The organism is Pseudomonas sp. E315 (assembly GCF_055406205.1).
Genome location: NZ_JBUZPJ010000002.1, coordinates 390,671 through 410,487 on the forward strand (window position 1 = coordinate 390,671; position 19,817 = coordinate 410,487).

At 57.6% G+C, this 19,817-nt stretch carries 20 protein-coding genes; 9 read left to right on the forward strand and 11 right to left on the reverse strand.

Annotation, left to right across the window (positions count from 1 at the left end):
* Positions 1 to 71: 71 nt before the first annotated feature.
* From ribBA to nrdR, 4 genes are read right to left on the reverse strand one after another with little or no spacing between them, the layout of a single operon-like run.
* Positions 72 to 1,163: a bifunctional 3,4-dihydroxy-2-butanone-4-phosphate synthase/GTP cyclohydrolase II gene (gene ribBA, locus ACZRJQ_RS05070; protein ID WP_463977309.1), complete on the reverse strand. Its 1,092-nt coding sequence runs from the start codon at positions 1,161 to 1,163 to the stop codon at positions 72 to 74.
* Positions 1,164 to 1,179: 16 nt separating this feature from the next.
* Positions 1,180 to 1,845, reverse strand: coding sequence for a riboflavin synthase (locus ACZRJQ_RS05075; RefSeq protein WP_463977310.1), 666 nt, complete (start codon positions 1,843 to 1,845; stop codon positions 1,180 to 1,182).
* Between the two features lie 46 nt (positions 1,846 to 1,891).
* Complete coding sequence (gene ribD / locus ACZRJQ_RS05080) at positions 1,892 to 3,025, reverse strand: bifunctional diaminohydroxyphosphoribosylaminopyrimidine deaminase/5-amino-6-(5-phosphoribosylamino)uracil reductase RibD (RefSeq protein WP_463977311.1); 1,134 nt, start codon at positions 3,023 to 3,025, stop codon at positions 1,892 to 1,894.
* Positions 3,022 to 3,486 (reverse strand): transcriptional regulator NrdR, encoded by a 465-nt coding sequence (gene nrdR / locus ACZRJQ_RS05085; protein WP_463977359.1) that lies wholly within the window; start codon positions 3,484 to 3,486, stop codon positions 3,022 to 3,024. Before nrdR ends, ribD begins: the two co-directional genes overlap by 4 nt.
* Before the next feature lie 141 nt (positions 3,487 to 3,627).
* Here nrdR and ACZRJQ_RS05090 point away from each other — a divergent pair, with 141 nt between their 5' ends.
* Genes ACZRJQ_RS05090 through ACZRJQ_RS05100 form a run of 3 tightly spaced genes read left to right on the forward strand, consistent with a single transcriptional unit; the run spans position 3,628 to position 5,669 of the window.
* A complete protein-coding gene (locus ACZRJQ_RS05090; protein WP_463977312.1) occupies positions 3,628 to 4,077 on the forward strand; it encodes a YbaY family lipoprotein in 450 nt (149 codons plus the stop codon).
* Complete coding sequence (locus ACZRJQ_RS05095; protein WP_463977313.1) at positions 4,074 to 4,763, forward strand: class I SAM-dependent methyltransferase; 690 nt, start codon at positions 4,074 to 4,076, stop codon at positions 4,761 to 4,763. The genes ACZRJQ_RS05090 and ACZRJQ_RS05095 overlap by 4 nt, the downstream gene beginning before the upstream one ends.
* 30 nt (positions 4,764 to 4,793) lie before the next feature.
* Positions 4,794 to 5,669: a tetratricopeptide repeat protein gene (locus ACZRJQ_RS05100; RefSeq protein ID WP_463977314.1), complete on the forward strand. Its 876-nt coding sequence runs from the start codon at positions 4,794 to 4,796 to the stop codon at positions 5,667 to 5,669.
* Between the two features lie 925 nt (positions 5,670 to 6,594).
* Here ACZRJQ_RS05100 and ACZRJQ_RS05105 read toward each other — a convergent pair.
* Positions 6,595 to 6,936, reverse strand: coding sequence for a hypothetical protein (locus ACZRJQ_RS05105; protein ID WP_463977315.1), 342 nt, complete (start codon positions 6,934 to 6,936; stop codon positions 6,595 to 6,597).
* A gap of 134 nt (positions 6,937 to 7,070) precedes the next feature.
* On the opposite strand from ACZRJQ_RS05105, the gene ACZRJQ_RS05110 reads away from it, so the two are divergent.
* The 5 genes from ACZRJQ_RS05110 (at position 7,071) to ACZRJQ_RS05130 (ending at position 11,132) form a co-directional block, all read left to right on the forward strand.
* Positions 7,071 to 7,622: a DUF2796 domain-containing protein gene (locus ACZRJQ_RS05110; protein ID WP_463977316.1), complete on the forward strand. Its 552-nt coding sequence runs from the start codon at positions 7,071 to 7,073 to the stop codon at positions 7,620 to 7,622.
* Between the two features lie 90 nt (positions 7,623 to 7,712).
* A complete protein-coding gene (locus ACZRJQ_RS05115; protein WP_463977317.1) occupies positions 7,713 to 8,423 on the forward strand; it encodes an ABC transporter ATP-binding protein in 711 nt (236 codons plus the stop codon).
* Position 8,424: 1 nt separating this feature from the next.
* Positions 8,425 to 9,690, forward strand: coding sequence for an ABC transporter permease (locus ACZRJQ_RS05120; protein WP_463977318.1), 1,266 nt, complete (start codon positions 8,425 to 8,427; stop codon positions 9,688 to 9,690).
* Between the two features lie 10 nt (positions 9,691 to 9,700).
* Positions 9,701 to 10,231 carry a DUF3299 domain-containing protein gene (locus ACZRJQ_RS05125; RefSeq protein ID WP_463977319.1) on the forward strand — a complete coding sequence of 177 codons (531 nt, stop codon included), beginning with the start codon at positions 9,701 to 9,703 and terminating at the stop codon, positions 10,229 to 10,231.
* Between the two features lie 202 nt (positions 10,232 to 10,433).
* Positions 10,434 to 11,132: an OmpW/AlkL family protein gene (locus tag ACZRJQ_RS05130; protein WP_463977320.1), complete on the forward strand. Its 699-nt coding sequence runs from the start codon at positions 10,434 to 10,436 to the stop codon at positions 11,130 to 11,132.
* Positions 11,133 to 11,195: 63 nt separating this feature from the next.
* On the opposite strand, the gene ACZRJQ_RS05135 is transcribed toward ACZRJQ_RS05130, so the two are convergent.
* The 4 genes from ACZRJQ_RS05135 to ACZRJQ_RS05150 all read right to left on the reverse strand — a co-directional run bounded on the left by ACZRJQ_RS05135 (position 11,196) and on the right by ACZRJQ_RS05150 (position 16,344).
* Complete coding sequence (locus ACZRJQ_RS05135; RefSeq protein WP_463977321.1) at positions 11,196 to 12,125, reverse strand: NAD-dependent epimerase/dehydratase family protein; 930 nt, start codon at positions 12,123 to 12,125, stop codon at positions 11,196 to 11,198.
* Positions 12,118 to 13,002, reverse strand: a complete 885-nt coding sequence (locus tag ACZRJQ_RS05140) for a sugar nucleotide-binding protein (RefSeq protein ID WP_463977322.1) — start codon at positions 13,000 to 13,002, stop codon at positions 12,118 to 12,120. The genes ACZRJQ_RS05135 and ACZRJQ_RS05140 overlap by 8 nt, the downstream gene beginning before the upstream one ends.
* Positions 13,003 to 13,149: 147 nt before the next feature.
* Complete coding sequence (locus ACZRJQ_RS05145) at positions 13,150 to 15,261, reverse strand: mechanosensitive ion channel family protein (RefSeq protein WP_463977323.1); 2,112 nt, start codon at positions 15,259 to 15,261, stop codon at positions 13,150 to 13,152.
* A gap of 177 nt (positions 15,262 to 15,438) precedes the next feature.
* Entirely contained in the window at positions 15,439 to 16,344 is a 906-nt protein-coding gene (locus ACZRJQ_RS05150) for a LysR family transcriptional regulator (RefSeq protein ID WP_463977324.1), read from the reverse strand.
* A 111-nt stretch (positions 16,345 to 16,455) separates the two neighbouring features.
* On the opposite strand from ACZRJQ_RS05150, the gene ACZRJQ_RS05155 reads away from it, so the two are divergent.
* A complete protein-coding gene (locus ACZRJQ_RS05155; protein ID WP_463977325.1) occupies positions 16,456 to 17,646 on the forward strand; it encodes an MFS transporter in 1,191 nt (396 codons plus the stop codon).
* Between the two features lie 95 nt (positions 17,647 to 17,741).
* Here the strand turns inward: ACZRJQ_RS05155 and ACZRJQ_RS05160 are convergent, their stop codons facing one another.
* Together ACZRJQ_RS05160 and ACZRJQ_RS05165 are read right to left on the reverse strand one after the other, a co-directional pair.
* Positions 17,742 to 18,275 (reverse strand): single-stranded DNA-binding protein, encoded by a 534-nt coding sequence (locus tag ACZRJQ_RS05160; RefSeq protein WP_463977326.1) that lies wholly within the window; start codon positions 18,273 to 18,275, stop codon positions 17,742 to 17,744.
* A gap of 9 nt (positions 18,276 to 18,284) precedes the next feature.
* Positions 18,285 to 19,676, reverse strand: coding sequence for an MFS transporter (locus ACZRJQ_RS05165; protein WP_463977327.1), 1,392 nt, complete (start codon positions 19,674 to 19,676; stop codon positions 18,285 to 18,287).
* Positions 19,677 to 19,817 lie beyond the last annotated feature (141 nt).

Below are 19,817 nucleotides of genomic sequence, written 5' to 3' on the forward strand. Positions count from 1 at the left end.
AGCCAGAGCGCACTCACATGCGCTCTTTAAGGATATTGGGCCACGAATTTCAGACTGGAAATGCCCGGTCTTTATTCGGAGGGCACGTATTCTACAACTTCCAGATCAAAACCGGATATGGCATTGAACTTCATTGGTGAACTCATCAGGCGCATTTTGCGCACGCCGAGGTCACGCAGGATCTGCGAACCGGCACCCACGATGCTGTAAGTGGTCGGTTTTTTGGCCGGCAATGAGTCTGCTGTTTCGCGGATATGCGCCAGCAGTACATCACCATCGAGCGGGTGGCCCAGCAACAGCACCACGCCGCTGCCGGCCTCTGCCACTGCACTCATAGCGGCGCGCAAGCTCCAGCGGCCGGGCTGTTTGACCATCAACAGGTCGCGCAGCGGGTCCATGTTATGCACACGCACCAGCGTCGGTTCGTCGGCGCAGATTTTGCCCAGGGTCAGTGCCATGTGCACATCGCCTTCGACTGAATCACGATAGGTCACCAAATTGAATTGGCCCAGTTCGCTGTCCAGCGGCTGCTCGGCAATCCGCTGAACGGTACGTTCGTGGATCATCCGGTAGTGGATCAAGTCAGCAATGGTGCCGATTTTGATGCCGTGTTCGGCGGCAAAGGTTTCAAGCTCAGGGCGACGGGCCATCGTGCCGTCGTCGTTCATCACTTCGCAGATCACGCCGCTTGGCTCGAAACCGGCCATGCGCGCCAAGTCGCAAGCAGCTTCGGTGTGGCCGGCGCGGGCCAGCGTACCGCCCGACTGGGCCATCAACGGGAAGATATGACCCGGGCTGACGATGTCTTCGGCTTTGGCGTCTTTGGCCGCCGCCGCCTGCACCGTGCGCGCGCGGTCTGCCGCCGAGATGCCGGTGGTCACGCCTGTGGCGGCTTCAATCGAAACAGTGAACTTGGTGCCGAACCCGGAGCCGTTGCGCGGTGCCATCAATGGCAACTTGAGCAGCTCGCAACGCTCGCGGCTCATAGGCATGCAGATCAAGCCACGGGCAAAGCGCGCCATGAAGTTGATGTGCTCGGCCTGGCAACACTCAGCGGCCATGATCAGGTCGCCTTCGTTCTCGCGGTCTTCGTCATCCATAAGGATGACCATCTTGCCTTGGCGGATGTCTTCAACCAGTTCTTCGATGCTGTTGAGCGCCACGCGGCACCCCCTTAGTTCAGGATTTGAGGTAGCCGTTGGCGGCCAGAAAACTTTCGCTGATGGTGCTGCCTTTGGTTGGCTCGGCGGCTTTATCGCCCAGCAACAAGCGCTCCAGATAACGCGCCAGCAGGTCAACTTCAAGGTTCACCCGGCGACCCGGCCGGTAGTCGGCCATGATGGTTTCGCTCAGGGTGTGGGGAATGATGGTCAGCGAGAACTCTGCACCATTGACCGCGTTCACCGTGAGGCTGGTGCCATCAACGGTGATCGAGCCCTTGTGCGCGATGTACTTGGCCAGCTCTTTGGGCGCACGAATGCGGAACTCGACAGCGCGGGCGTTCTCTTCGCGGGAGATCACTTCGCCCACACCATCCACGTGACCGCTCACCAAGTGGCCGCCCAGACGGGTGGTCGGGGTCAGGGCCTTTTCGAGGTTAACCCGGCTGCCGCTTTTCAGGTCGTTGAACGCGGTGCAGTCCAGCGTCTCGCGGCTGACGTCGGCCATAAAGCCGTCGCCCGGCAGCTCAACGGCGGTCAGGCATACGCCATTGATCGCGATGCTGTCGCCGAGTTTGACGTCGCTCAGGTCGAGCTTGCCGGTTTCTACGTAAACCCGCACATCGCCGCCTTTTGGGGTCAGTGCACGAATGTTGCCGATGGATTCGATGATGCCGGTAAACATGGCGTTCCCCTTGAGAACCAAGCCTGCGTAAAACGAAGGCTGAGAATTATACGCTCGCTGATGGCACAGGTATGGCAATCACTCGCCAGTCATCCCCTACCGCTCGCATTTCAATAATTTTGAGCGTTGTAGCCTCGCTCATGCGGGTCAATGGCAGTTCCAGCAAAGGCCGGGCCGTTGAGCCCAAAAACTTGGCGGCGACAAAAATCTGATATTCATCGACCAACCCCTGCTCAGCAAAGGCGCCGGCCAAGCGCGGCCCAGCCTCCACCAACACGTCGTTGACGCCGCGAGCCGCCAGCGCAACCAGGAGCTGACGCAAATCGACCTGGCCATTGTCGCCCGCAAGCACCAAGCACTCAGGCCCCGTGCTGTATTGCTCGGCGGGTGGCACACAGGTGGCGACCAGCGCCGGGCCGGCCTTGAAGAACGGCGCATCCAGCGGCACCCGCAAACGGCCATCAATCAGCACCCGCAATGGCGGACGACTTAACGCCAGTGCGGTTTGCTCGGCGTCCAAGCCCAGTTCATCAGCACGAACGGTCAGGCGAGCGCCGTCGGCCAATACGGTGTCTGCGCCGGTCAATACGACGCTGGCCTGTGCCCGCAGTCGCTGCACGGCTGATCGCGCTGCCGGGCCGGTGATCCATTGGCTTTCGCCGCTGGCCATCGCCGTGCGCCCGTCCAGACTCATGGCCAGTTTGACCCGCACATACGGTAGGCCGTGTTCCATGCGTTTCAAAAAGCCTTGGTTCAACGCCCGCGCTTCACCTTCAAGCACGCCGCAGCGCACTTCAATGCCAGCGTCGGCCAAACGCTTGAGACCGCGCCCGGCGACTTCAGGGTTAGGGTCTTGCATGGCCGCAACCACCCGAGCCACACCGGCGTTAACCAAACCTTCGGCACACGGCGGGGTGCGCCCATGATGGCTGCACGGCTCAAGCGTGACATAGGCGGTGGCCCCTCGCGCCAGCTCACCCGCCGCGCGTAACGCGTGAACTTCGGCATGGGGCTCGCCAGTGCGCACGTGCCAGCCTTCGCCGACGACCTGCCCGTCACGCACAATCACACAGCCCACACGCGGATTAGGGTGGGTCGTGTACAGACCGTTACGGGCCAGCTCGATGGCGCGCGCCATGTAATGGGCGTCTAAAACAGCTTGCTCAGTAGACACAGTCATTTCTTTGATGGCTCACGGGCAAGTCGGTCGATTTCTTCGCGGAACTCGTTCAAGTCCTGAAAGCGTCGATAGACAGAAGCAAAACGGATGTAGGCCACTTCGTCGAGCTTTTGCAGCTCGCCCATGACCAGTTCGCCAACAACCAACGATTTAACTTCACGCTCGCCCGTGGCCCGCAGTTTGCTTTTGATATGGGCCAGCGCGGCTTCAAGGCGCTCCACACTGACGGGGCGCTTCTCCAGCGCACGCTGCATACCGGCGCGCAGCTTTTCTTCATCGAAAGGCTGACGGCTGCCGTCTTGCTTGATAAGGCGCGGTAACACCAACTCAGCTGTTTCAAAGGTGGTGAAACGCTCACCACAGGCCAGGCATTCACGCCGGCGGCGCACCTGGTCGCCCTCGGCAACCAGACGCGAGTCGATGACTTTAGTGTCGTTGGCACCGCAGAAGGGACAGTGCATGGTGGCAGGCAACAAAAAAATGGGGAGCGCCATGTTAGCGCATCCCTCTGGCAAGACAAGACATAGGCTTTACGGTATACAGTCCGCCGACTACGTTTTACACACAGACACACCCCGACTGACCTGCCGCTGGAGCCTTCCATGTCGTTACGAACGCTTGTTTTGCTGTGCCTTGCCAGCTTGCTGGTCGCCTGTAGCAGTGAGCCGCCAAAAACGGCACAAACACCTGCGTTGGCGCAGCCAAAAACAGACGCACCTGCTGATCTTGGGCCGCTACCCGCCTATCAACGAGAGCTAAGTGGCGTGTTGACCGGCGTGCCCGCGGGGGCAGAGGTTGAGTTGGCAATGTTGGTGATCGACAGTCGCGGGCGTCCGCAAGGGTTGATGGCCAGCAGTAAGATTATCGGCAACAACCAGCCGCTCCCTTTCAAACTGCGCTTTAACCCGCAGGCCTTCCCGGCAGGTGCGCGAGTTGAGTTGCGGGGCCGCGCCAGCCAGTCCGGGCAGTTGATTTTGCACCTGCCATCCAAAATCATCAGTCAGCCCGCCACTCAAGGCATGGGCACACTGGCGTTCGTCAAAGCACCATGAACACGCCGCTCGACCTGCAACAGTCATTAGCCGCCTTGCTGGGCGATGCCCGGCTTGTGGTCACGGACTTGCCAAGCACCTCGCTCAAGCTTTGGCTGATTGACGCCCAGAATATGGACCGCGCCTTCACCCCCGACGAGACCCGGCGCATTCTGTATGAGCCGCCGTACTGGGCATTTTGTTGGGCCAGCGGGTTGGCGCTAGCGCGTTTTTTGGCCGAGCAGCCCCAGTGGGTACGCGGCAAACGGGTGCTGGATTTTGGCGCGGGCTCAGGGGTGGCAGCGATTGCAGCCGCCAAGGCCGGCGCACTGGAAGTGTTGGCCTGCGACCTTGACCCATTGGCGTTGGCGGCGTGCCGCGCGAATGCCGAACTCAATGAGGTACAGCTCAGCTACTCCAGCGACTTCTTTGGCGAACAAGATCGTTTCGACCTCATTTTGGTGGCTGACGTGCTCTACGACCGAGAGAACCTGCCACTGCTTGATCAGTTTTTAACCCGTGGCCAGCAAGCGCTCGTAGCCGATTCACGGGTACGCGACTTCAAACACCCGCTGTATCAACAGCTCGACACGCTCAAAGCACTGACCTTGCCGGACTTGGCCGAGCCCCACGAGTTTCGCAACGTGAGCCTGTATCACGCGCAGCGCGATCGTCCGGCTTTCAGCCTGCCCGAACAGCCTTTATAGTTGCTTTCATTTACCCGCTTCGAGACACCCATGACTCAGCCTACGACTTCTTACAGCTTCGACGTGACCTCCGCTGACTTTGACAAACAGGTCGTTGAAGCGTCTTTCGAACAACCCGTTTTGGTGGATTTCTGGGCCGAGTGGTGCGCGCCTTGCAAGGTGATGCTGCCGATTCTGGAGCAAATCGCCGTGGACTATCAGGGCGAACTGCTGCTGGCCAAGGTCAACTGCGATGTTGAGCAAGACATCGTTGGCCGTATTGGCATTCGTACCCTGCCCACTGTTGTGCTGTTTAAAGACGGCAAGGTGGTTGATGGTTTTCAAGAGGCGCAGCCCGAGTCTGCCATTCGCGCCATGCTTGAACCTCACGTCGAAATGCCTGCGCCAGCAGCGGCCGATCCTCTGGAGCAAGCGCAGGCATTGTTTGCCGAAAGCCGTTTTGCAGATGCCGAAGCACTGCTCAAGCAGATCCTGACCGAAGACAACAGCAACGCCAAAGCGCTGATTTTGTATGGCCGCTGCCTGGCTGAGCGCAATGAACTGAGTGAAGCACAAGCGGTGCTGGACGCCGTCAAAGGCGACGAGCACAAAGCCGAACTGGCGGGCGCCAAAGCGCAGTTGACCTTCTTGCGTCAGGCCGCAGACTTGCCGGACGTTGCTGATTTAAAAACCCGCGTTGCGCAAAACCCACAAGACGATGAAGCCGCTTACCAATTGGCCGTTCAGCAATTGGCGCGCCAGCAATACGAAGGCGCGCTTGAAGGCCTGCTGAAACTGTTTGTTCGCAACCGCAGCTACAACGAAGGCATCACCCACAAAACGTTGCTGCAAGTGTTCGACCTGCTAGGCAACGACCACCCTCTGGTCACCACCTACCGCCGCAAGCTGTTTGCTGCGTTGTACTAGCAGACCTCTTTCGTAGGCGTTGGCGCAGGCTGCGATCTTTTGATCGTTAAAGATCGCAGCCTTCGCAAGCGCCTACAAAGTCCGGGTTAACCGCCGATCCCCTGTAGGAGCTGACAAGGCACGCAGGCTGCGATCGGCTGCGCAGCAGCCGTAAAGTCAGGCACTGCGGTGGGGCAGATAGATGGGGTTGTCAGGTTTACGGACGCTTCGCGCCCGATCGCAGCCTTCGGCAGCGCCTACAAAATCCGCAATGGGTTATTCGATCCAGCTGTACACCGGCGAGTCTGCGCCGCTTACCACTTTACCGCCGCAAGCTGTTTGCTGCGTTGTACTAGCAGGCCTCTTTCGTAGGCGTTGGCGCAGGCTGCGATCTTTTGATCGTTAAAGATCGCAGCCTTCGCAAGCGCCTACAAAGTCCGGGTTAACCGCCGACCCCCTGTAGGAGCTGACAAGGCACGCAGGCTGCGATCGGCTGCGCAGCAGCCGTAAAGTCAGGCGCTGCGGTGGGGCAGATAGATGGGGTTGTCAGGTTTACGGACGCTTCGCGCCCGATCGCAGCCTTCGGCAGCGCCTACAAAATCCGAAATGAGTTATTCGATCCAGCTGTACACCGGCGAGTCTGCGCCGCTTACCACTTTACCGCCGCAAGCTGTTTGCTGCGTTGTACTAGCAGGCCTCTTTCGTAGGCGTTGGCGCAGGCTGCGATCTTTTGATCGTTAAAGATCGCAGCCTTCGCAAGCGCCTACAAAGTCCGGGTTAACCGCCGACCCCCTGTAGGAGCTGACAAGGCACGCAGGCTGCGATCGGCTGCGCAGCAGCCGTAAAGTCAGGCGCTGCGGTGGGGCAGATAGATGGGGTTGTCAGGTTTACGGACGCTTCGCGCCCGATCGCAGCCTTCGGCAGCGCCTACAAAATCCGAAATGAGTTATTCGATCCAGCTGTACACCGGCGAGTCTGCGCCGCTTACCACTTTCACTTCGCTGCAATGACGCAATCGCACCAGCAAGCGTTTGCCCGCGCCCGTGCTGCCCGTCAGCGCTTCAAGTTGCCCTAACAGTTCAGGCCCGCTCATCTGGCCCGCTTGGCGCAGTAGGTTTTTAGTGGTTTCCCACATGGCGTCATCCTGATTCACCGGTTTGGCCAGTGGCTGACTGGCCGGCGCATCGGTGACGTGCAGTTGCGCGCCCAGCTTCGCCCAATCTTCGTCATCCAGTTCAATCGTCAAATCCACCGGCCAGTCGCCGATACTTCCGCGAATGCGCACCATCGCTTAACTCCTGATTATTTCTGCTGCGCATGCTCCCACGCGTCTTGCGTAACGCCAAGCACACGGGCAAACTCTCGCAACGCTTGTTATAAGATTACATAACAAAATTTTCATCTTTCTACTGGAGTCACGCTATGCGCCGTTTGCTTCTTGCTTTGCCGCTTGCCTTGTTGCCGCTGGCGATGGCTCATGCCCACGACGAACATGAGAGCCTTGCGCCCCATGAGCACGGCGCAGGCAGTTTGAATGTGGCGCTGGATGACAAAACACTGGAGCTGGATATCGACGGCCCGTCGATGAATCTGGTGGGGTTTGAACATGTTGCGACCAGCGATACCGACAAAGCCAAAGTGGCCGCAGCCCGCGCTCAACTAGAAAAACCGCTGGAGCTGTTCAGTCTGCCGAAGACTGCCAATTGCGTCGTTGAAGCACAGGACCTGAGTAGCCCGCTGTTCGATCCCGCCCCGGAAGAAGACGCGAGCAAGACCAAAACAGAACACCATCACAGTGATATCGAAGCCCATTATGCGTTCACGTGCCAAAACCCTGAGGCGTTGAAAACCCTCGACCTTGCCCAGTTTTTCAAGACGTTCCCTGGCACCCAAAAAATTCAGGTACAAGTGATCGGCAGCGGCGGTCAGCATGGTGCGCAAGTCACACCGAATGCACCAATCGTGAAGTTTTAAATGACGTTTTAACCTTCATGTAGGAGCGAGCGTGCTCCTACAGAAAAGCCCCGCGCGACACACACCCATTGCAGGCGATTTTAACTCCCCATGACCCAAGCACTCATTGAACTGAGCGACCTGAGTTTCAGTTGGCCGGGCCAGCCCGTGTTGCTGGATATTCCTGCATTTCGCCTTGAACCCGGCGAAACCTTGTTTCTCAAAGGCCCCAGCGGGAGCGGTAAAACCACGCTACTGGGTTTGCTCGGCGGGGTGCACAAGGCTAATCGCGGCGACATCCGCTTGTTGGGTCAGGCGTTAAGCGAGCTGGGTTCTGGTGCGCGCGACCGGTTTCGGGTCGATCACACGGGCTATATCTTTCAGCAGTTCAACTTGCTGCCCTTTTTATCGGTGCGCGAGAACGTTGAACTGCCGTGTCACTTTTCCAAATTGCGCGCCAGCCGAGCCGCCCAGCGTCACGGCAGTGTTGACAACGCAGCCCGCACCCTGCTCGCGCACTTGGGCCTCAAAGACCCGGCACTGCTGGAACGTCGCGCCGATTCGCTGTCCATTGGTCAACAGCAACGGGTCGCGGCGGCACGCGCCTTGATCGGCCAGCCTGAGCTGGTCATCGCCGATGAGCCCACCTCTGCCCTCGATGCCGACGCACGCGAAGCCTTTATCCAATTGTTGTTTGCCGAATGCCGTGAAGCAGGGGCCAGCCTGTTGTTTGTGAGCCACGACCAAAGCCTGGCGCCCCTGTTCGACCGCAACCTGTCGCTGTCTGAACTTAACCGCGCCGCCACCCCGGCAGAGGTCTGAGATGTACTTGTTTCGTCTAGCGCTGGCCAGTCTGGCTAACCGACGCTTTACCGCCCTGCTGACCGCTTTTGCCATCGCGCTGTCGGTGTGCCTGCTCTTGGCCGTTGAACGCGTGCGCACCGAAGCCCGCGCCAGTTTCGCCAGCACTATCAGTGGCACCGATCTGATCGTGGGCGCGCGCTCCGGTTCGGTTAACTTGCTGCTGTATTCCGTGTTTCGCATCGGCAACGCCACTAACAACATTCGCTGGGACAGCTTTGAGCACTTCGCCAACAACCCCAAGGTGAAGTGGGCGATTCCCATGTCCTTGGGCGACTCGCATCGCGGTTATCGGGTGATGGGCACCAGCGAAGCGTACTTTGAACACTATCAATACGGCCATCGACAAAACCTCGAATTGGCGAGCGGGCGCGCCTTTGCGACTGACCCTTTTGAGGTGGTTTTAGGTGCCGAAGTGGCCGACGCGCTGCACTACAAGTTGGGCGACAAATTGGTATTGGCCCACGGCGTAGCAGCAGTCAGCTTGGTTAAACATGACGACAAACCGTTTAGCGTGGTCGGGATTCTAAAACGCACCGGCACCCCCGTAGACCGCACGCTGCATATCAGTTTGGGCGGCATGGAAGCGATTCATGTCGATTGGCATAACGGCGTACCGGCTCGTGGCAACGGGCGTGTCAGCGCCGATCAAGCGCGCAACATGGACCTCACGCCACAAGCCATTACTGCGTTCATGCTGGGGCTGAACAGCAAAATTTCGACCTTCGCCCTGCAACGTGAAATCAATGAGTTTCGCGGCGAGCCCATGCTTGCGATTCTGCCCGGCGTGGCGCTGCAAGAACTCTGGAGTTTGATGAGTACTGCCGAGAAGGCTTTGTTTGTGGTGTCGCTGTTTGTGGTGTTAACCGGGTTGATTGGCATGCTCACGGCCATTTTGACCAGCCTCAATGAACGCCGACGCGAGATGGCTATTTTGCGCTCCGTGGGGGCTCGCCCGTGGCACATCGCAACGTTGTTGGTGTTTGAAGCGCTGGCCTTGGCATTGGCAGGCGTAGTGGCCGGCGTCAGCTTGCTATACGTGTGTATTGCCGTGGCGCAAGGGTATGTGCAAGCCCATTACGGCCTGTATTTGCCGCTGGCCTGGCCAAGTGAATATGAATGGACGCTGCTCGGCGGTATTCTGGCGGCCGCCCTGTTGATGGGCTGCGTGCCTGCTTGGCGCGCTTACCGACAATCGCTGGCCGATGGCCTGTCCATTCGTTTATGAGCCCCGCTTTATGAAAAAGTCTGTTATGAGGCGTGCCTTGCTGGCGCTGTTACTGCTGGTCGCTACGCCTTTATGGGCGGCCCAGCCGAAAGAGCTGACCTGGTCGGAGATGATTCCGCCCGACGCTGCGCCAGAAGTTCCCGAGATGGCTCCCCTGCACGACCTGTCGCAACTGGGCAATCTTGACCCGGAGGCCGCGCCAGCCGCCAAACAGGATCTGCCCAACGCCCCCGTGGTGCCTGCACTCAATGGTCAGAACATTCGCTTGCCGGGTTACATCGTGCCACTGGAGGTCAACGAGGACGGTAGAACCACCGAGTTTTTGCTGGTGCCTTACTTTGGCGCCTGCATTCACGTGCCGCCTCCGCCGTCCAACCAGATCGTGCATGTGACCAGCAAAGTGGGGGTCAAACTCGAGGAGCTGTACCAGCCTTACTGGATTGAAGGGGCGATGCAGGTCAAGCCGAGTACCAGCGAATTGGCCGACGCGGGTTATCAAATGGATGCGCAAAAAATCTATGTGTACGAGCTCCCGGAATAACCCGTAGAAACGGCCGCAGGCTGCGATCTTTTGATTTTTTAAACAGATCGCAGCCTGCTGCTACCGGTGGAATTACAACTAGTTCACATAATTTTCACAATTTTTCAGGGCATCGCGTTTTCATTGAGCTGTGTCAACAGAGTGCGTCAAAGCGCTCATTACCATTGGCTATATAAATTTTAAATATCCCAATGGAGCTCCCATGCACAAGTCTTTGCTCAGCGCAGCCGCGCTTGCGCTCGCCGTCGTTGCCCCCCTCGCCCATGCGCACACTGAAGGCGACATCATCGTGCGTGCCGGTGCAATTACGGTAAACCCGAAAGCCGACAGCTCCAGCATCAAGGTCGATCGCGGTTCGTTGGCGGGCGCTGATTTGGGCGGCAAGGCGACCATGAGCAGCGACACCCAGCTGGGTCTGAACTTTGCTTACATGATCACCAACAACATCGGGATCGAGTTGCTGGCCGCGACCCCGTTTGAGCATGACGTCAAACTCAAAGGCTCCAGCCTGCCGCAAGCCAACGGCAAACTGGGTACGCTCAAGCACCTGCCACCGACCCTGAGCGTTGTTTACTACCCGCTTGATTCCAAGTCGGTGTTCCAACCTTACGTGGGTGCTGGTATCAACTACACCTGGATCTACGACGAACACGTGGGCAGCCGCGCCAGCGCCAATGGCTTCGACAACTTCAAAGCCAAGAACACGTGGGGCGTGGCATGGCAGATCGGTGCTGACTACATGCTGACTGACAACATCATGATCAACGCCCAAGCGCGTTACATCGACATCGATACCCGCGCGACCGTGAATAACAATCTGGTCGGCACTGGCACCCGCGCCAAGGTTAACGTTGATGTAGACCCGTGGGTTTACATGGTAGGTCTGGGTTACAAGTTCTAAGTCACCCGCCCTAAAAGAAAAGGCGCCTTTCGAGGCGCCTTTCTTCGTTTTGAGCCTGCGGCTTTAGCGCCCCAACAGTTGGGCAAGCCCCACATTCATGGGCGTGGTTTCACCCAAGCTAAAGCGCTGCAACAAGCGCGTATTGTCAGCACGAGAATGGCGAATGTCGCCCGAGCGAGCCGGGCCATAGCTGATGGGTGGCAGTTCGCCTACCACGTCGCTCAATGCTTCGAGCATTTGCTTGAGGGTCGTGGCTTTGTTCAAACCCACATTTACCGCCCCCTCTTCAACCTGCTTGGCTTCAACGGCTTGAAGCAAAATGTTCACCAGATCACCGACGTATACGAAGTCTCGGGTCTGTTCGCCATCACCAAAAATGGTAATCGGCAGGCCCTTGAGTGCTCGCTCACAGAAGATGCTGATCACACCGGAGTACGGCGAGGACGGATCCTGGCGTGGGCCAAAGATATTGAAAAAGCGGAACACCACAGGTTCAAGACCATGCTGGCGACGGTAGAAGTCCAGGTAATACTCACTGGACAACTTGTCTGAGGCATAAGGCGTCAAAGGCGCTTTAGGGGTGTCTTCGACAATCGACTCGCCTTCACCGTTATTGCCATACACCGCAGCGCTTGAGGCGAAGACAACGCGCTTAACGCCTGTTAAGCGCATCGCTTCACAGACGTTGAGCGTGCCCACGAAGTTGCTTTGGTGAGTACGCACCGGGTCGTCTACCGATGCTTGAACCGAGGCCACAGCAGCCAAATGCACAACGGCGTGGCAACCGGCCATGACGTGGGCAACCAATGCCGCATCCGCGACATCGCCTTGAACCAGTTCGACCTTGGGATTATCCAAAGGCAGATTGCTGCGCTTGCCCGTCGACAGGTCGTCCAGCACTCGCACGGCGTACCCTTTTGCCAACAAGGCGTCCACCAGATTGGAGCCAATAAAACCTGCACCTCCGGTCACTAAAATGGGGGCATCAACCATGACGATAAAACCTGTCCAATAAGATCGGGAGCCCTGCACGCCAAGCGCGAGGTTTGATCCCGAAGGTGTGTAGAATTTTTTTGCACGCCAGCACCGCGTGCTGAGGCTCTTCTGCCGCATCAGGCCGCGCAGCATGGGCTTGCGGGGTGGGCGCTTCGATTGCCAGCGGATGCAATTGACGCGCTTCGGTGAGGATCGCTTGCCCCAGCGCCAGCGGCGTCGTGGCCTCATGCCCGGCGTAGTGATAAGTGCCCCACAGCGGGGCCGCGCAATCGAGTTGTTTAAGCACCGAAATGATTACCCGTGCGGCGTCATCTACCGGCGTCGGGTTGCCCCGTCGATCATCGGCCATCAGCAATTGGCCGGGCTTTTCAGCCTGAGCCAAAAACCGCCCAAGGGCACCATCGGGGCTGTCATCGAGCAGCCAGCCAAAACGCAGTAGCACGTGTTGTGGACAAATCGCCCGCACACTTTGCTCCATTCGCCACAACGCCTGACCACGTAACCCAAGCGGGATGGGCTCGTCTTTTTCGCTGTAGGCCGTTGCACGCGAGCCATCAAAAACGCGATAGCTGGAAGGTTGTAACAACGTAATGCTGTGGTGCTGGCACAGTTCGGCCAGACGCTCGACCGCGCGCTCTTGACCAGCCAAGCGGGTCTCGCTCACTGACAGCGCCTGAAACCAGTCGAAGTAGTACGCAAGGTTGATGACGGCATCCGGGCGGGTGTCGTCGAGCAGTTGCGTCAAGCTCGCAGCGTCCCAACCGTCTTGCGGTGGACGTGGGGCGAGGAAGTTAATGTCTTCCTCGGCACCCAGGCGAATCAGCGCCTGCCCGAGAGCATTTCCGCCGCCCAATAACATAAGGCGCATTCGCATAGAGTGTGCAGACTCAGTCTATTCAGAACGGTGATGTATACCAGAAACCAACTCTGGAAGCTGTTGGTCGTGATCAAGACTCCCGCATTTTGCGGGTTTCCAAGGCTGTCGTCACTGACAAACTGTGCGCCGGACATACCGGGCGCCTCAAGAACGCAGCGGCGCATCGGTCAGTACGACACTTGGACGTTGCGCGACAGCAGGCTGCTCGCCCGTTTCATTCGGCTCACGGGCGGGCATCATGACGAGCTGTGGATAATGTTGCGCGAAATGTACGTCCTCAGACTTATCCACAAGCTTTTTAAGTCGATCGTTAAATGCACGACTGATGGTGTTTTGCACACCGGACATGGTGCGGAACTGTGCTGTCACCGTTACGCCATCCAGGTTCATGCTGTCGACGCCAAAAATGGTCAGCGCGCCTTGCAGGTTGAGGCTGAGCAAAGGGTCGTCACTTATCTGGTTTCCGGCCTCGCGAATCAACGCAATCGCCTTGTCCATGTCGGTGTTGTAGGTGAACTGTACCGAGAAGTACGCGTACGCAAACTGACGTGAATGGTTGATCACCGCCTTGATTTGCCCGAACGGCACCGAGTGTACAAACCCACGGCTGTCGCGCAGGCGCAAGGTGCGGATGGTTAACCCTTCGACAGTGCCCGCGTGATTGGCGTCAACCACCACCCAGTCACCGACTGAAATGGTGTCTTCAATAATGATGAATAGCCCGGTAATGACGTCTTGCACCAACTGCTGTGAACCAAAGCCAATGGCCAAACCCACCACCCCGGCCCCTGCCAGAAACGGTGCGACGTTGACCCCCAAATTCGCCATGGTGGTAATGGTGCAGACCACGACCAAGATCACTTTTATGGCATTACGCATCAGCGGCAGGATGGTTTTGATTCGTGTGCTGGGTTCGCGAGTACCGCGCCGATTGGGGGCGGGCGTCAAGGCTTGTTCAATGGCGGTGTCGAGCACTACCCACGCCAGCCAGGTCACCAACAGGATCAGCAGAATGTGCCCCAGCGAATCACTGATGACTTGACCGGTGCGGCTATCAGAGGCGAACGCCAACAACGAAAAGCCCCAAATTTGCGCCAGTAACTCAATAAAAGTCACCGCCAGGGCAATGCGCAGCAGTGCATAAACAACACTGAGCAAGCGCTCTTTATAAGCACCCGAAGTGCGAAGCCGCGTGCGAAACGAATGGTGCAAAATGGTGCTCAAAAAAACCGTACCTATCAGCAACCCCGACGTCAGCAACGCACTGCGTAGGGCTCGCTCACTGCCCTCGCCCACGCCGACCAGGTTGAGCGCCGAAACCATCAGCATCAGCAAAATGGGCCAATACCAAAGCGCCGAGAAGATCCGCAGCGACTCTTGCAACGCAGGCTGCCCCAAACGTTGCGCCAAGGCCCGGTTACGAATCAAATGCGCCACGGGGCGACGCAAGCGCACAGATAGATAAGCGAACACGCTGCACGCCACCAGCCCAGCCAGCACCGACACACAGCTGGCAATATTGCCGCCAATAGTCTGAGCAATGAACGGGCTGCTCATGGCATCACTCAGGGCTGCAGAAAAGCCAATAACAAATAACGAATGCACGCAATGTTGGCGAATAATTTGCACCGCACGGCGCTTGTGCCCGGTCTCAAACATCGCATTCAGCGATAGCACCAAGGCTGCGCAAAATACCCCACCGCTGCTGGCATACGCCAGACTGAGCGCCAGCGAGCGGCCAATCGAATCTTGCATAAAACGGCTGGCATACAACGCCAGCGGCAAGGCCACCAAAGCCGGAAGCAGGTACGGCACTGCATAACCAATCAGCGCTTGCACACGCGGCCGTGCCCGAACGATACGGTTGGCCCCCGCATACCGCGCTATCAGTTGGCCAATCAGCATCAGCCCGGCAAACGCACCCGCCCAGACAACCGACAGCAACAAAAAGTCGCCCATTCCACTACGCGAGGGCTCAGTCGCCACCTGCTCAGCCAACACCCCGGCCTCATCGGCAGCCCGCTCAGTGCGCAAGCGCCAGCTATCGAGCAGATGCACACTCAGGCCGAGTTTGCCTTGCACCTCGTCCATACTGGCGCCCAAAGCGCCGAGCAACCCTCCGTCAACCAACACTGGCGGTTTGCCGTTGGACTCTTCGGCTTTAATAACGGAAGCCAGAGTCGGTGCCGCCTGAAGGATGCCATTGCCAGAGAGCAACAGGATGATGAGCATGATGGTGGTTTTGAAATTAAACAAAATCAGGGGTTCCTTCTGGGCATCTGTTCTGTGCTGACCAAAAAAGAACAACCGGGTTCGATTTTTAGCACTCACCTCAGTTTGGCTGAGGTACAGCGTAGCCAACTGTCAGAAGACGTCGACTTCATTGCTCATAAACCCTGTGATCCACCCTACAAGCTGAACCTGACTGATTCGCTAAGGCGCTAATGCTGCCCCGAGCGCCTCAAGTAATACGCTGACTTTAGGCTGTGACTGCCGACGCTTGAGCCAAACCAGATTCATCGGCAAGCCATCGGTAGCCAAATGCGGCAACACCTCCACCAATGCCCCGGTTTCAAGGGTTTGTGTGATCAACCATGTGGGCAGCTGCGCGATCCCATGACCGGCCAAAACAGCGGCGGTCTGACCTTCGCCATCTCCTACCGCAATGCGGGCAGGCATGACACGACGCTCGGTGCCACCGTCCGCTCCGGCAAAGTGCCACGGGTTGACCCCGCCATCACTGCGGCCATACACCACACAACTGTGATGTTCGAGGTCGCGTTCGGTCTTGGGTTCGCCGTGTTTCATCAAGTACTGAGCAGAAGCGCAAAAAATCAAGCGCTCGGCCCCCAGATAGCGGCGCCCCAAAGCTTGGGACCATATATCCGAGCCGCCAATGCGCACCACAATGTCGATGTCCTCTTCGACCGGGTCTACGAACCGATCAGAAAAAGAAATATGCGGCATCAGTAACGCGTGCTCTTCAACGCACCGAAGAATGACCCCCAACGCATGCAAACGCCCGTAGGCGGCAGGCAAATCGATACGCACTTGACCAACGGGCTCAACGCTTTGGGCATGGAGTGCTATTTCCGCTTCTTCCAACTCGCCCAGCACGTTGGTGCATGTTCGATAAAACTTAACCCCGGCATCCGTGAGCGCCAGCCGCCGGGTCGTACGGTTGAACAGCTGGGTGTTGAGTCGAGCTTCTAGCCGGGCAATCCCTTTGCTGATTGCGGAGCGGGTCACGTTCAAACGCTCGGCAGCGGCCGTGAAGCTGCCGGTCTGCGCAACGCACACAAATACATCCAGGCCTTTCAAGCGCTCAGAAGAAAACATCCTGCCCACCATTGGTGATTTAAATTCATAACATTGCGTAATTTATAGCCTCAATATGAATTTAATTCTCCAATAAGCTTGCCCGCTGTTTTTTTAAATTGAGCCACGTACATGCCCTCCTCCTTATCAACCGCACCAAGCATCCATAGCGACGACCATTCTCGGTCTGGTTTACAAATCACTCTCATGGCGATTGCCGCGTTTGTGATTGTGACAACTGAGTTTTTGATCATTGGGTTGCTGCCAGCGCTGGCCAGAGAATTGAACATTTCCATCGCAATTGCTGGCCAGTTGGTGACGTTGTTTGCTTTTACCGTAATGCTTTTTGGGCCTGTGCTGACAGCGCGACTGGCCCACATTGAGCGCCGAAAACTGTTCACCTTCATCTTGCTGGTGTTTGCAGCGTCTAATGTGCTCGCAGCGCTGACACCTAATGTATGGGTGCTGGCAGTCGCGCGGTTTATTCCTGCGCTGCTGCTGCCCGTGTTCTGGGGTACCGCCAGCGAAACCGCAGGGCAACTGGCCGGGCCGCAAAAAGCAGGCAAAGCGGTCGCCAACGTCTACATGGGTATTTCGGCAGCATTAGTCTTTGGGATTCCGCTGGGCACGCTTGCTGCAGACAGCATGGGCTGGCGCGGCAGTTTCTGGATGCTGGCAGCATTGTGCTTGCTGACCGGCCTTTTGATGCGAACCTATATGCCAACCTTGCCCAGCGCACCAAAGCGCACCACCGCAGAAAAGCAAACCCAGATATTCAAAGACCCGCGCTTTTTAGCTCACATTGCCTTGTCGACGCTGGCCTTTACCGCGATGTTTACCGCCTACACCTATTTGGCTGACACCTTAGAGCGCTTGGCAGGCATTGATGCCGGCCATGTCGGATGGTGGCTTATGGGCTTTGGTGCGATCGGAATGCTAGGCAACCATTTTGCAGGTGGCTTGGTTGACCGCAGCCCGCTGGGCGCGACAGTGCTGTTTTTGTTGCTCTTGTCTGCCGGTATGCTCGCGGCCACGCCACTTGCAACCCACCATAGCGGGTTAATCGTGGCTCTGATGGTATGGGGCATCGCTTACACCGCGCTGTTCCCGGTGTGTCAGGTTCGAGTGATGCGCGCCGGTGCCAAAGCCCAAGCACTGGCGGCCACTATGAACATCTCAGCTGCCAATGCGGGGATCGGACTGGGCGCCATTGTCGGCGGCTTGGGTGTACGCCATTTCGGACTGGAATCGCTCGGCGTTATTTCGGCTGTGATTGCCGCACTTGCCATCTTGATCGCACTGTTACTGATGCGCCGTCAGTAAATCTGCGTCAAACAAAAGGCCCGGCGCTGAATCAGCGCCGGGCCTTTGTTGGTCTTGAGTAAGCGGGCCCTAGGGCTGCTCTAGCCAAGGGCTCCTCAGAACGGGATATCGTCATCAAAGCTGTCGAAATCCGGAGCAGGTTGTGGTGCCTGCTGTTGCGGCGCTGGACGCGACTCGCGTTGTGGCTGCTGTTGTTGCTGTTGCGGCGCAGGGCGTTGAGCCTGCTGACGCGGAGCGGACTGCTGGTAGTTGTTACCGCCACCCTGGTTTTGTTGGTCGCCCTGTGGACGGCCACCCAGCAACTGCATGGTGCCTTGCATGTCGACCACGATTTCTGTGGTGTAACGCTTGATGCCGTCTTTTTCCCACTCACGGGTTTGCAGCTTGCCTTCGATGTAAACCTGCGAGCCTTTACGCAGGTATTCACCCGCGATTTCAGCCACTTTGCCGAACATCGAAACACGGTGCCATTCGGTCTTCTCGACTTTTTGGCCCGTTTGCTTGTCAGTCCACTGTTCGCTGGTTGCCAGACTCAGGTTGGTCACAGCATTACCGTTAGGCAAGTAGCGAACTTCGGGATCCTGGCCGCACGTGCCGACCAATATAACTTTGTTAACCCCACGGGCCATAACGTTCTCCTAGGCTTCGCACGTCGGCGCTGGGTTAACCAACTGCTCGAGTGTCGCGCGATCCAATAGTTCGGTGTCCAATTTGATATAAATGGCGGCCTCTTCAGCCACCACCACTGCATCAGTTACTCCAGCGACAGCCATCAATCGCTCGGTCAGGCCAGCTTCGCGAAGCGCCTCAGGCGATAACGGCAAGCGCAGGCTTGTCACATACGGAGGTTCGCGCATGGTAACAGCAAAGACTAGCCAGAGTGCAGCCAGACCTGCGCATCCAAGGAACACAACCGACAAACCGCCATGCTGAAATAACCAGCCGCCGAGTATGCCGCCCAGTGCTGAACCAAGGAATTGGCTCGTGGAGTAAACCCCCATCGCCGTGCCTTTACCGCCCGCCGGTGACACCTTGCTGATCAATGAAGGCAGTGACGCCTCCAACAAGTTGAACGCAGTAAAGAACACCACCGTGCCGATGACCAAAGCCCGCAAGCTGTCGCCGAACTGCCAGAAGAATAGCTCAGTGAGCATCAACGTCACGACGGCACCGAGTAAAACTCGTTTCATTTTGCGTTTTTTCTCGCCATAGATGATGAACGGGATCATGGCGAAAAATGAAATCAGCAAGGCGGTGAGGTACACCCACCAGTGTTGTTCCTTGGGCAAACCGGCCTTTTCGACCAGCGCCAGCGGCAACGCAATAAAGCTCGACATCAACATGGCGTGCAACACAAAAATGCCGAGGTCGAGTCGCAACAGATCGGGATGGCGCAGGGTCGGCAGCAACGCCTGCTTGGCAACGCCCGACTCGCGATGCTGCAAGGTGCCCGTTGAGCGCGGCACCATGAACATGACGATCACGATGCCCACCAGCGCCATTGCGCCGGTGGCTAAAAACAGGCCTGACAAGCCAAACGCACGGGTCAGCAACGGCCCGACCACCATTGCAACCGCAAATGACAAACCAATGGTCATACCAATCATGGCCATAGCTTTGGTGCGGTGCTGTTCGCGGGTAAGGTCAGAGAGCAGCGCCATAACAGCAGCAGAAATCGCGCCAGCACCTTGTAAGACTCGCCCTGCAATCACGCCCCAAATCGAATCCGAGTTAGCCGCCAATACGCTACCCAAGGCGAAGACAATCAGCCCGAGGTAGATAACCGGACGCCGACCAATACGGTCAGAAATAACCCCAAAAGGGATCTGAAAAATGGCCTGAGTCAGGCCATAAGCGCCTATCGCCAAGCCAATCAAGGCCGGGGTAGCGCCTGCCAGGTCCATGCCATAGGTCGCCAAAACCGGCAACACCATGAACATGCCAAGCATACGGAAGGCAAACACAAGGGCCAGACCGCTTGCTGCGCGGGTCTCGCTACCACTCATGCGTTCGCTATGGGGATCGTGCATGGAAAAACCTCGTGTGAACCGGCGGCGATTCTACCAGTCCCATCGAGTAACAGCACACACACGAGAGAGACGCGACGCTTTGTCACGTAAAAGTTATAAAGGCTGCTTAATGACATCGTGCCATTAAGGGCCTGCACAGCT